Here is an 11,704-nt window from a genome sequence, read left to right as displayed (position 1 = left end):
CCTTGTCATGCTTACCATTAATGAAGTTTTAATGCGAGGGTTTAACGGTTGAAACGACTTTGTTGTTGCTTGGCTTGGGGTAAGTCATCTGCACAGCCTCACTTTTGTTAGTATTCGTAGCAATTAGCTACGCTTTGGCGTTGTTGCAAATCGAAAAATTCACTTATATTGATACGAACTGTACCTTTATTATTCGAATAATCATTGTTGATCAAGCATACCAGCATGTCAACTAATGGGATTCCTTCCAATGCTGTACAGGTTAACGTTCAGCCACCGGTTAGAGCCCGAATCCAGAAACGAAAAAGGACCCATCCGAAGATGCGCCCTAAGTCGTTGAAATCATGGTCGGCGTGGCAGGATTCGAACCTGCGACCCCTTCGTCCCGAACGAAGTGCGCTACCAAGCTGCGCCACACGCCGATCAATCGTCGATTGTATACAGATCTACGAGGGTTTTTCCAGCCCGGAGCCTAGTAAAAAGGCATCCGAAAATACACCGAGGTTGTCGTATATTGCTACATTGGCGCCGGGAATTGGGCGGGTTTTCAGGTGGTGTTCCGTGTCCTTGCCGTTGCCGGTACGTACCAGCACGGGCTGGCAGCTGGCGGCGAAGCCGGCTTCCAGATCCTTGCGGCTGTCACCCACCATGATGGCACCTTTTAGGGTGGTCAGATGAAGGTGATTACGGATCTGTTCTAATAGGCCTGTGAGTGGCTTGCGGCAATCGCAGCCGTCATCCGGATGGTGCGGACAGTAGGCGATAAAACTGATACTCCCGCCTTGGGCAGTCAACAATCGTTGCAGCTTGTCGTGCATGCGGTCCAACACGTCTGTGCCGTAAAAGCCCCGGGCGATGCCCGACTGGTTGGTGGCGATGGCAATGCGATGGCCGGCTTTGCATAGCCGCGCCATCGCCTCGATACTGCCGGGAATAGGGTGCCAATCATCCACAGAGCAGATGTAGTTGCCATCGTATTCGTTGATGACCCCGTCCCGGTCGAGGATGATCAGCATCGGTCAGCCAGCGGCAGGCAGCAGAGCAATGTCTGCGACACGCAAAAACAGGTTATGGAGTCGATTTAGCAGCGCAAGACGGTTGTCCCGCACGGCCTTGTCTTCTGCCATAACCATGACTTCGCTGAAGAAGGTGTCTACCGGTTCTTGCAGGCTTGCCAGTGATTGCAGCGCGCTGGCGTAGTCGCCTTGCTCAAACAGCGGGAGCACCTTCTGGGCTTGCTGGTCTACGTGTGCTGCCAACGTTTTCTCGGCGGCATCTTGCAGCAAGTTGTTGTTGACGGTTTCGCCAACGCTTTCCCCACCCTGTTTGGACAGAATATTGGAAACGCGCTTGTTGGCGCCGGCCAGAGCCAGAGCTTCCGGCAATTGACGGAAGGCTTCTACGGCTTTTACTCGGCGGTCGAAGTCCAGCGGGCGGGTCGGGCGACGGGCGTGCACGGCCAGATACACCTCAGCACCAATGCCGCGTTCATCGTAGTAAGCACGGAACCGGTCGAGCATATAATCAACAACGCTGGAGGCGGTATGTTCCTCGGTCAGGCCGGTGAAGTTTTCTTCTGCCCATTCACAGCAGGTCTGCAGATCCAGCGGCAGCTCCCGTTCAATGATGATGCGTAGCACGCCCAGAGAGGCACGGCGCAAGGCGAAAGGGTCGCGGGTACCGGAAGGTGGCTGGCCAATACCGAACAGCCCTACCAGTGAATCCAGGCGATCTGCGATGGCGAGCGCACAACTTGTGAGCGTGGTGGGCAGGCTGTCTTTGGCAAAGCGCGGCATGTACTGCTCGTTCATCGCCTTGGCTACATCGGCTGGTTCGCCGTCATCGGTAGCGTAGTACTGGCCCATGATGCCCTGAAGGTCGCTGAATTCCAGCACCATCTCAGTCACCAGGTCGGTTTTTGCCAGCATGGCTGCGCGCTCAGCCAGGGCCGGGTCACTGCCAATTGCGGAGGCGATTTTCTTGGCCAGAGCAGCTACGCGAACGGCTTTGTCGTAAACACTGCCGAGCTTTTCCTGAAACACAATCGGCTTGAGCCGTTCCACACGGTCTTCCAACCGGATTTTCCGGTCGTTTTCGTAGAAGAAGGCAGCGTCTGCGAGGCGCGGCCGAATCACCTTTTCGTTACCGGATACAACTTGCGAGGGGTCTTTGCTCTCAATGTTGGCCACAGTAATAAACAGCGGCAGCATGGTGCCCTCGGCACTTACCACGTGAAAGTATTTCTGGTGCTCCTCCATCGAGGAAATCAGAGCTTCCGCGGGGACGTCCAGAAACCGCTTGTCAAACCGGCCCATCAACGGCACCGGCCATTCATTCAGGCCGGTTACTTCATCCAGAAGGTCTTCATTGATTACGGCTTTGCCACCTGCCTCAGCTTCAGCAAGGGCGCTGACGCCAGCGCGGATCTGCTCACGACGCTTAGCGAAGTCGGCAATGACATAGCCTTCCTGCTCAAGAACCACTTCGTAATCTGCCGGCGTTGGAATGATCAGCGCTTTCGGGCAATGGAAGCGGTGGCCCCTGGTTTTGTTGCCCGCCGTAAGGCCCATGATGGGCGCATCAATAATCTTGTTGCCGTACAGCATAAGCAGCCAATGAACAGGCCGGACAAACTCTGTGCGGTGGGTGCCCCAGCGCATACGCTTGGGAATGGGCAGCGCCGCCAGCGATTGCTCAACCAGGCCGGACATCAGATCTACGGTTGGCTTGCCCTGTTCTACGGTGCGATAGACCAGCCAGGCACCTTTATCGGTTTCCAGTGTGTCTAACTGGTCTGGCGTTACGCCCAGAGATGTAGCGAAACCTGTGAGCGCTCGGGTTGGGTTACCGGAATCATCAAAAGCCGCCTTGATTGCCGGGCCGCGTTTCTCAACGGACTTGTCTGGCTGGGCGTCGGCCAGATCACGTATACGAACGGCCAGCCGTCGCGGCGCGGCAAAGGCTTCTACCTTGCCGAATGTGATGCCCGCGTCTTCCAGGCCCTTGGTAATGCCTTGAGTGAACGCATCAGACAGCGGCTTGAGTGCTTTCGAGGGCAGTTCTTCGACGCCCAGTTCGACCAGAAAATCCTGCTTAGCCATGATTATGCGTTTCCCTGTTCCTGATGTGCCTGCTTCGCTTTTTTGCCTTTCTTGCCGTTGGCCTTGTTATTGGCGGCCTCGGCGATGGCCAGTACTTCCTGGCGTATGGCTTGTGGCGCTAGCGGGAAGCCGAGCTTGCGGCGGCTGTCGAAGTACGCCTGGGCCACGGCCCGGGCCAGAGTGCGCACGCGCAGGATGAAGCGCTGGCGCTCAGTGACTGAGATGGCCTGGCGGGCATCCAGCAGGTTGAAGGTATGAGAGGCCTTCAGAACTTGTTCATAGGCGGGCAAGGCCAGGCCGGCTTCGATCAGTCGGGCGCTTTCGCGCTCATAAACATCAAAACTCTGGAACAGAAACGGCACATCTGCGTGCTCAAAGTTATAAGTGGACATTTCCACTTCTTGCTGGTGGAACACGTCGCCATAAGTGACCGCGCCATCTGGGCCTTCGGTCCAGACCAGGTCGTACACACTATCAACGCCCTGCAGGTACATGGCGATGCGTTCCAGGCCGTATGTGAGCTCGCCGGTTACCGGGTAGCACTCAAGGCCGCCTACCTGCTGAAAGTAGGTAAATTGCGTGACTTCCATGCCGTTCAGCCAGATTTCCCAGCCCAGGCCCCAAGCACCCAGTGTGGGGGATTCCCAGTTGTCTTCCACAAAACGGATATCGTGAACCAGCGGATCAAGCCCCAGAGCTTTCAGCGAGTCGAGGTAGAGTTCCTGAATGTTGTCAGGTGAAGGTTTGAGCACCACCTGGAACTGATAGTAGTGTTGCAGGCGGTTGGGGTTTTCACCGTAGCGACCATCAGTGGGGCGGCGGCTCGGCTGCACATAAGCCGCATTCCAGGTTTCTGGCCCTATGGCCCGCAGGAAGGTAGCCGGGTGAAAGGTACCGGCGCCCACTTCCATATCCAGGGGCTGAAGTACCACGCAGCCTTGCTGCGCCCAGAAATTCTGCAGCGCCAGAATCAAGCCCTGAAAGGTCTTGATGTCCGGAGTGGTGCTGATCGTTGCCTTGTCTGTCGCCTTCTCTGTCACAACGTTTGCCTGCTGATTCGGTCTGTGTGTAGCCACTCTTTGCGTCAATCTTCAACTCACCCGCAAGAGGGTCATTCGGAAAAAAGGCGCATTATACGCGCGCCAAAGCGGTATTTCTAAGTGGAGTTCATACTCTTGATTTTGAACTAGAAGAACGTCAGCCCCACGGCGAAAAGTTTTTCGACCTCCCGTATCCGGGATTTGTCTACCAGGAACAGGATTACGTGGTCGTCCGGCTGCACCCGCAGGTGATCATGGGCGATCAGCACTTCGTTATGGCGCACGATGGCACCAATAGTCGCACCCTGGGGCAGATTGATCTCATCCAGCCGCTTGCCAACCACTTTGGAGGACTTGTGATCCCCATGGGCAATTGCTTCGATGGCCTCAGCAGCGCCTCTGCGCAGTGAGTAAACGTTTACTACGTCACCTCTGCGCACGTGAGTGAGCAGGCTGCCGATCGTGATTTGCTGGGGCGAGATGGCCACATCAATCTCGCCGCCCTGAATCAGATCTACGTAGTCCGGGTTGTTGATCAGTGTAAACACCTTTCGGGCGCCCAGGCGTTTGGCCAGTAACGACGCCATAATATTGGCTTCGTCGTCGTTGGTAACGGCGCAGAACACATCGGTGTTCTCGATGTTCTCTTCCAGCAAAATGTCTTTGTCCGCCGCGTTGCCTTCCAGTACAACCGTTTTACGCAAGTTTTCGGAGAGCAGCACGCAGCGTTCGTGGTTACGCTCCAGCAGTTTCACCTGGTAGCGGGTTTCCAGGGTGTGGGCTAAACGCTGGCCAATGTTGCCGCCGCCGCAGATAAAAATACGCTTGTAGTTTTTTACCAGCGGCTGCAGTTCGCTCATAACCGAGCGAATGTGGTTGGCACCGGCAATGAAAAACACCTCGTCGCCGTCTTCAAGCACCGTATCGCCCCGGGGCATGATGGCCCGGTCTTTGCGGAAGATGGCAGCAACACGGGTATCTATCTTGGGCATATGGGTGCGCAGATAAGACAATTCACGGCCTACCAGAGGCCCACCTTCGGTGGCACGAATGGCTACCAGCCGGGCCAGACCTTTGGAGAATTCCAGTATCTGCAATGCGCCCGGGTATTCAATCAAGCGTGTGATGTGCCGGGTAACCAGCTGCTCCGGGCTGATCATGACATCAATCGGGAAGCCGCCTTCGCCAAACAGCTTTTTGCTGCTGGCGAGGTAATCACTGGCCCGTACCCGGCTTATTTTGGTGGGTGTGTTGAACAGGATCTTGGCAATCTGGCAGGCCACCATGTTGGTTTCGTCGCTGTTGGTAACGGCGATCAACATGTGAGCATCATCTGCGTCGGCTTTCGTCAGCACCGACGGATAAGACGCGTTACCTTGTACCGTACGAATATCGAGGCGATCCTGCAGCTCGCGTAGCCGCACGGCGTCTGTATCGATAACAGTTATATCGTTGGCTTCGCTGGCCAGGTTCTCCGCCAGTGTGCCACCTACTTGGCCAGCGCCGAGGATCAGGATTTTCATGATTCAGGTTTCTCCAGCACGGCATAAAAAAAGCCGTCATGGCTGACCGTGCTGGGAAGAAGCTGTCGCCCTGCACTCATATCGAACCCCCATTGAACGTCTGGCGCCATAAGCGTGGCGCCGTTTTGCTGCTTGAGAAACCGTTGGATTATACGGTGGTTTTCCTGGGGGAACACGGAACAGGTGGCATAGACCAAACGCCCGCCGGGCTTTAGCACCGACCACATGGCTTCCAGAAGCCCGAGCTGTATGCCTGCCAGCGGCACAACATCAGTTTCACGGCGTAGCAGTTTGATATCAGGGTGGCGCCGAATAACGCCGCTGGCGCTGCAGGGCACATCCAGAAGAATACGATCAAAGGGCTGGCTGTCCCACCAACTCTCGATGTCAGCGGCGTCTGCCTGTATCAGTTCGGCGTGTAAATCCAACCGATCAAGGTTTTCCTGAACCCGTGGCAAGCGCGCAGCGGATTCGTCGATGGCAACCACCTCTGCCAAATCTACCTGGCTTTCCAGGATGGCGCAGGTTTTTCCGCCGGGTGCCGCGCAGGCGTCCAGAACTCGCTGGCCCGGCGCCAAGTCCAATAGTGTGGTGCACAGCTGGGCGGCCTCGTCCTGAACGCTGACAGCCCCCTCAGCAAACCAGGGCAACTGGTCAACCTGCACGGGGCGGCTGAGCTGGATTCCGTATGGGGCGAAGGCGGTGGCGGTTGCCTCAATACCTGCTTCGGTTAGTACGGCCAGATATTCATCGCGGCTGAAGCGCCGGGCGTTTACCCGGAGTGTCATGGGGGCTTGGGCGTTATTTGCTTCGAGAATGGCCTGCCAGCTGTCGGGCCAGTTGTGGCGAAGCTTTTCCACCATCCATACGGGATGGCTGAAACGGCTGGAGTCGTTTGCGGGCTCCGGGGCACCTTCGCGTTCGGCGGCCCGCAAAATACCATTCACCAGCCCGGTGAGGTGGGGCTTGTCGAGGGCGCGGCAAGCCTCTACGGATTCGTTCAGAATGGCGTAGGTCGCCTGCTGGCTGAAGCGTAGCTGGAAGAGTGCGACCAGCATCAGGTGGTGAACAATGCGGTCGGGATTCTTCAGGGGCTTTTTCAGGCGGCTGATCAGTTCAGTGTCGAGGCGGTGAAACCAGCGGCAGGTGCCGTAACAAAGCGCCTGAAGCGCCGGGCGCTCGTTGGGGGCAAGGTACTGCAGGGCTGGCGGCAGGCACTGTGAAAGCGACTCGCCGTTTTCTACGGCTAACAAAACACTGGCGGCAACGGCGCGCATGGGCAGGTTGTGGTCGCTCATGTCAGTGCAGCTCCTGTCCGGGCAACAGCAACTGTTTACCGCCGTTAATCAGGTCATTCACGCTTTGGGCACGGGAGCCTGGCAACTGCACGCGGGTGACGCGCAATGTGCCGGTGCCGCAGGCAATATCAATACCCTCCCGCTCACGGCGCAGCACAGTGCCGGCAGGCTTCTGGCTATGCTCTGTGGTAGCTGTGGCCTCGTGTATCCGCAGGCGTTGCTGCTCCAGATCTGTGTAGGTGCCGGGCCAAGGATTGAACGCCCGAACCAGTCGCTCGATGGCCGATGCACTCTGGGACCAATCGATGTGGCCTTCTTCCTTGGAGAGCTTGTGGGCGTAGCAGGCTTGTTCGTCATTCTGAACTTCACCCATGAGCTCGTCCTTCTCCAGCAGGCTCAATGCGTCAATGATGGCAGTGCCGCCCATATCGGCCAGGCGATCGTGCAGGCTGCCGCCAGTATCGGCCGGCTCAATCGCAGTTTGGGTTTTCAGCAACATGGCGCCTGTGTCCAGGCCTTTATCCATTTGCATGATGGTAATGCCGGTGTCTTTATCACCGGCGGCAATGGCGCGATGGATAGGCGCGGCACCACGCCAGCGGGGCAGCAAAGACGCGTGAATGTTCAGGCAGCCATGGGTGGGGATCTTCAATACCGCTTCAGGCAGAATTAGTCCGTAAGCCGCAACGATCATGATATCAGGCTGCAGATCTGCCAGCTCTTGCTGCGCTTCCGGAGTTTTCAGGCTTTCTGGCTGGAACACGGGGATGGCGTTATCCAGAGCAACCTGCTTCACCGGGCTAGGCTGGAGTTTGCGACCACGGCCTGCAGGCCGGTCTGGCTGGGAATACACGCCCACGATGGTGTGATGGGTGCTCAGCAGGGCTTTGAGAGCCGTCGCTGCAAAATCCGGAGTGCCAGCAAAAACGAGTCGCACGGTGTTGGGTCTCTGTTCCGTTGAATACGAAAAGACCGGGCCAAGGCCCGGTCCGGTGCTTCTTACAGGATTCTCTCGCGCCCTTCAGGCAACGCTTACGCGCTCTGCTTTTGAAGCTTTTCCAGCTTCTTGCGAATGCGGTTGCGCTTGAGGTTGCTTAGGTAATCCACAAACAGTTTACCGTTCAGGTGATCCATCTCATGCTGGATACAAACCGCCAAAAGGCCACGAGCTTCGATTTCGAAAGCCTGTCCATTCTGATCCTTCGCCCGGATGATGCAGTGTTCTATTCGTTCAACGTCTTCATAAAAGCCGGGTACGGAGAGGCAGCCTTCCTGCATGGCTTCAAGATCGCCGTCCAGCACCTCAACCGTAGGGTTGATAAACACCCTTGGTTCGCTGTTGTCATCAGACAAGTCCATCACAATGATTTGTTTGTGGACGTTTACCTGAGTGGCCGCCAGGCCAATGCCGGGCGCATCGTACATGGTCTCGAACATATCGTCGATTAAGGTACGGTCGGCGTCTGTCACCTCATCCACCGGCTTGGCAATGGTGCGCAGACGGGGGTCTGGGTATTCCAGAATGTCTAGTATCATAATGCTTGCATGCCTGACTTTTTACGTTGTCTTTTGTAACTGCGTGAAAGCGATCTCTGAAATGCGACAGCGTACTGCGCAAATTGTTCCGCTCGCACTAATATAAGCAGCGTTACGCCTCTTTGGGTACATTATCCAACAATTCGTCGATTGAGTACAAACTGATCAGGCAATAGTTAAAAACTTTCGAAAGTGGCATAGAATTTACTGGAAGAACAAAACATAACATCACAATTTGCGAGACTTCTTCTATAGTAACTTGCATAACAACGTAATAAGCTGCAGTCAAATAGCTGCATCCTTACCTGAATGCATAGAATCAAGGCACGCGATCAAGGACTTAGACAATGAGGAAACTGCTGTACGCTCTGGCAGCCACTACGCTGCTATTAACCTCTTGGGCTCATGCCGCACCAGAACTGCGGTCTGATCATCCTGAGCGTTACACTGTTGTGAAGGGTGATACACTTTGGGACATTTCGGGGCGTTTTCTGGATGACCCGTGGTACTGGCCGGAAATCTGGCACGTTAACCCACAGGTATCTAACCCCCATTTGATTTACCCGGGCGATCGTCTTGCTTTGGTTTATATCGATGGCAAGCCCCGCATCACCAAGGTGGCGTCCAACAACGGTATTGTGAAACTGTCACCAAAGGTGCGCTCCGAGCGGATCGATACGCCGATTCCGGCAATCCCCCTCGATGCAATCAGCAGCTTTTTGACGGATACCCGCATTGTCAGCCCTGAGCTGATCAATGAAGCACCGTATATTCTGGAAGGCGAGGACAGCCGTATTATTATTGGCGCCGGCGACCGGGTTTATGCCCGTGGCAAGAAGCCTGCGGATAAGGTGGGTGTTTTCCGTCGCAGCAAGGAATTTATTGATCCGGATACCGACGAATTTCTTGGTTTGGAAGCACGCAGCATTGCCCGTGGTGACGTTTCTGCCGAGAACGGCGATGTGTTGACCGTAGACCTGACACGCTCTAGCGAAGAAGTGCGTATCGGTGACCGCTTGTTGGTGAATGAAGATCGTCGCCTGACTACCAGCTTTATGCCAAGCTCTCCTGACGAAGAGATCGAAGGCAAAATGATTGCTGTGGATGGCGGTGTTACCCAGATTGGTCAGTACAATGTGGTGGCTATCAACCGTGGTGAGCGTGAGGGATTGAAAGCCGGCAACGTGATGGCGGTTCTCAAAGCTGGTAACTTCGTGCGCGACCCCATAACCAAAGAAACCGTTGAGCTGCCCTCCGAGCGAGCTGGCCTGCTTATGGTATTCCAGGTGTATGAAAAGATGAGCTATGGCCTGATTCTTCAGGCAACCCGCCCGCTCTCGGTGGGCGATAAGGTTACTAACCCCTGATCCCATAGCCGGTTAGTCAAAAGCCGGGCCAGGAAGGCCCGGCTTTATTGTTTTCAAGGATGATGCTGTGTTTTCCTCTTGTTCCGCCCAATGGCTGTTTCTCACCTGTTTGCCCAAGTTTGGACGAACAAGGCGTCGAGCCATGCTTGCAACCATTCCCAACCTCACAGACCTTCTCACCAGAAACCCGGCAACGTTAAAAGCCCATGGCTTGCATGGAGAAACTGTGGCGGCAATTCTGGCCTGGCAACAGCAAGACGAAGCCAACACCGTGATACAGGCTGTTCGGCAGATACTGCTGAATTGTGAGCGACACGAAATTGAACTTGTTAGCTGGCAACACCCCCATTACCCGGAAGCTCTTCGCCACATTCACGATGCGCCATTGGTGCTGTACGCCCGGGGCGACTCGGGTCTTTTGAGCCGCGAACAGATCGGCGTTATTGGCAGCCGCAATGCGACACCTGCAGGGCTTGATCACGCTCGCCGCTTTGCGGCAGAGCTGAGTAGGCGGGGCTTGCTGATAACCAGCGGCCTTGCGCTGGGTGTGGATGGTGCCGCCCATGCCGGTGCACTGGATGCCGGCTACGCAACCATTGCCGTCATTGGCTGCGGGCTTGACCGTATTTACCCAAACCAGCACCGCAGGCTGGGAGAGCGGGTAATTGGGGACGGCTTGATGATCTCCGAATATCCGCCAGGTACGCCTGCAAGAGCTGCACATTTCCCCCAGCGTAACCGTATTATCAGCGGCCTGAGCCGCGGCATTCTGGTGGTAGAAGCGGGCCTTAAAAGTGGCTCGCTGATTACCGCCCGTATGGCGTTGGAGCAGGGGCGCGAGGTGTTTGCGATTCCCGGATCGATTCACAGCCCGGTGGCGCGTGGGTGTCACGATTTAATCAAACAGGGTGCCCGCCTGGTTGATCAGGTGGATGATATTCTGGAGGAACTGGGAGCGTCCTGGTCACTTCCAGCTGGATTTACCGCACAGGAGCCCGGGGACACAGAGCCTAAGGCCGAGCGGCCCGCAGTCCGCGCAACAGATGCTCTGGATAGCCGGGAAATCGCGGTGTTTGAGGCATTAGGGTATGATCCCCAGTCAACCGATGCACTGTGTTCGGCAACCGGGCTTCCGGCCGATCAGCTTGTCCAGTCGCTTCTGCTTCTCGAGCTTGAAGGACTGGTGAGTTCCGCCCCCGGAGGTTTCCAGAAAATCGCCTGAGCCAGTGTGATGATTCATTCTGCTATTGGTCTGACACCCTATACATGGCTGCGCTTAATCCTCTAAACAACCAGCAGTTACAGCTTGCCTGCAGCACGATTCTGCAAGGCGGCGTTATCGCCTACCCTACTGAGGCTGTCTGGGGCTTGGGGTGCGACCCCTGGAACCTGCAGGCAGTCACTCGCATTCTGGAACTGAAGAACCGGCCAATGGAAAAAGGCATGATTCTGGTTGCGGCGTCTGTAGAGCAAGTTCGCTTTTTGCTCGACCCCCTACCCCAGGCACTTCAGCTGGCGGCTCTAAGCCACTGGCCCGGCCCGGTTACCTGTGTGCTGCCGGATGTGAACAAACAGGTTCCTGATTGGGTGCGAGGCAGCCACAGCTCTATTGCGGTCAGAGTGAGTGAGCACCCGGTGGTCCAAGCCCTATGCGAAAGCGCTGGCATGCCTTTGGTCTCTACATCCTGTAACCCGGCCGGGCGGGAGCCAGCGCTTAACGAACAGCAGGTTCGCGGGTATTTTGATGGCCAGCTCGACCAGATTGTGCCGGGCGCTCTTGGCGGTAACCAGAAACCCAGCCACATTATTGATATTGTCAGCGGTAAACAGCTTCGTTAG

At 56.1% G+C, this 11,704-nt stretch carries 10 protein-coding genes and 1 tRNA gene; 3 read left to right on the top strand and 8 right to left on the bottom strand.

Translation table 11 applies throughout. The annotated features are described in order from the left end of the window. Positions 1–345: 345 nt before the first annotated feature. The 8 genes from BCA33_RS07175 to def all read right to left on the bottom strand — a co-directional run bounded on the left by BCA33_RS07175 (position 346) and on the right by def (position 8,501). Positions 346–422: transfer RNA gene (locus BCA33_RS07175), tRNA-Pro, on the bottom strand. Positions 423–446: 24 nt separating this feature from the next. Next, entirely contained in the window at positions 447–1,016 is a 570-nt protein-coding gene (gene gmhB, locus BCA33_RS07170) for a D-glycero-beta-D-manno-heptose 1,7-bisphosphate 7-phosphatase (protein ID WP_071264581.1), read from the bottom strand. 3 nt (positions 1,017–1,019) lie between these two features. Continuing rightward, positions 1,020–3,101, bottom strand: coding sequence for a glycine--tRNA ligase subunit beta (gene glyS / locus BCA33_RS07165; RefSeq protein WP_071264579.1), 2,082 nt, complete (start codon positions 3,099–3,101; stop codon positions 1,020–1,022). Between the two features lie 2 nt (positions 3,102–3,103). Next, positions 3,104–4,111: a glycine--tRNA ligase subunit alpha gene (gene glyQ, locus BCA33_RS07160; RefSeq protein ID WP_175469725.1), complete on the bottom strand. Its 1,008-nt coding sequence runs from the start codon at positions 4,109–4,111 to the stop codon at positions 3,104–3,106. 176 nt (positions 4,112–4,287) lie between these two features. Then, entirely contained in the window at positions 4,288–5,664 is a 1,377-nt protein-coding gene (trkA, locus tag BCA33_RS07155; RefSeq protein ID WP_071264575.1) for a Trk system potassium transporter TrkA, read from the bottom strand. Beyond that, positions 5,661–6,962 (bottom strand): 16S rRNA (cytosine(967)-C(5))-methyltransferase RsmB, encoded by a 1,302-nt coding sequence (gene rsmB, locus BCA33_RS07150; RefSeq protein WP_071264573.1) that lies wholly within the window; start codon positions 6,960–6,962, stop codon positions 5,661–5,663. Before rsmB ends, trkA begins: the two co-directional genes overlap by 4 nt. 1 nt (position 6,963) lies before the next feature. Continuing rightward, positions 6,964–7,899, bottom strand: coding sequence for a methionyl-tRNA formyltransferase (gene fmt, locus BCA33_RS07145; RefSeq protein ID WP_071264571.1), 936 nt, complete (start codon positions 7,897–7,899; stop codon positions 6,964–6,966). Positions 7,900–7,994: 95 nt separating this feature from the next. After that, positions 7,995–8,501, bottom strand: coding sequence for a peptide deformylase (def, locus tag BCA33_RS07140; protein WP_175469723.1), 507 nt, complete (start codon positions 8,499–8,501; stop codon positions 7,995–7,997). A gap of 344 nt (positions 8,502–8,845) precedes the next feature. Between def and BCA33_RS07135 the strand changes: the two genes are divergently transcribed. The 3 genes from BCA33_RS07135 to BCA33_RS07125 all read left to right on the top strand — a co-directional run bounded on the left by BCA33_RS07135 (position 8,846) and on the right by BCA33_RS07125 (position 11,704). After that, positions 8,846–9,865 carry a LysM peptidoglycan-binding domain-containing protein gene (locus tag BCA33_RS07135; protein ID WP_071264567.1) on the top strand — a complete coding sequence of 340 codons (1,020 nt, stop codon included), beginning with the start codon at positions 8,846–8,848 and terminating at the stop codon, positions 9,863–9,865. A gap of 142 nt (positions 9,866–10,007) precedes the next feature. Further along, positions 10,008–11,087 (top strand): DNA-processing protein DprA, encoded by a 1,080-nt coding sequence (gene dprA, locus BCA33_RS07130; RefSeq protein WP_175469721.1) that lies wholly within the window; start codon positions 10,008–10,010, stop codon positions 11,085–11,087. 44 nt (positions 11,088–11,131) lie between these two features. Beyond that, positions 11,132–11,704 (top strand): L-threonylcarbamoyladenylate synthase, encoded by a 573-nt coding sequence (locus BCA33_RS07125; protein WP_071264563.1) that lies wholly within the window; start codon positions 11,132–11,134, stop codon positions 11,702–11,704.

It is taken from the genome of Marinobacter sp. AC-23 (assembly GCF_001858325.1).
Lineage (GTDB): Bacteria > Pseudomonadota > Gammaproteobacteria > Pseudomonadales > Oleiphilaceae > Marinobacter.
The sequence above is the reverse complement of the archived record's forward strand: the minus strand, read 5'-3'. Positions and strand labels throughout refer to the sequence as shown.

Excerpts from the sequence above, each read along its gene's own strand:
- trkA (WP_071264575.1), bottom strand. The coding sequence starts at position 5,664 with ATGAAAATCCTGATCCTCGGCGCTGGCCAAGTAGGTGGCACACTGGCG.
- BCA33_RS07125 (WP_071264563.1), top strand. The coding sequence starts at position 11,132 with ATGGCTGCGCTTAATCCTCTAAACAACCAGCAGTTACAGCTTGCCTGC.
- rsmB (WP_071264573.1), bottom strand. The coding sequence starts at position 6,962 with ATGAGCGACCACAACCTGCCCATGCGCGCCGTTGCCGCCAGTGTTTTG.
- dprA (WP_175469721.1), top strand. The coding sequence starts at position 10,008 with ATGCTTGCAACCATTCCCAACCTCACAGACCTTCTCACCAGAAACCCG.
- BCA33_RS07135 (WP_071264567.1), top strand. The coding sequence starts at position 8,846 with ATGAGGAAACTGCTGTACGCTCTGGCAGCCACTACGCTGCTATTAACC.
- gmhB (WP_071264581.1), bottom strand. The coding sequence starts at position 1,016 with ATGCTGATCATCCTCGACCGGGACGGGGTCATCAACGAATACGATGGC.
- glyS (WP_071264579.1), bottom strand. The coding sequence starts at position 3,101 with ATGGCTAAGCAGGATTTTCTGGTCGAACTGGGCGTCGAAGAACTGCCC.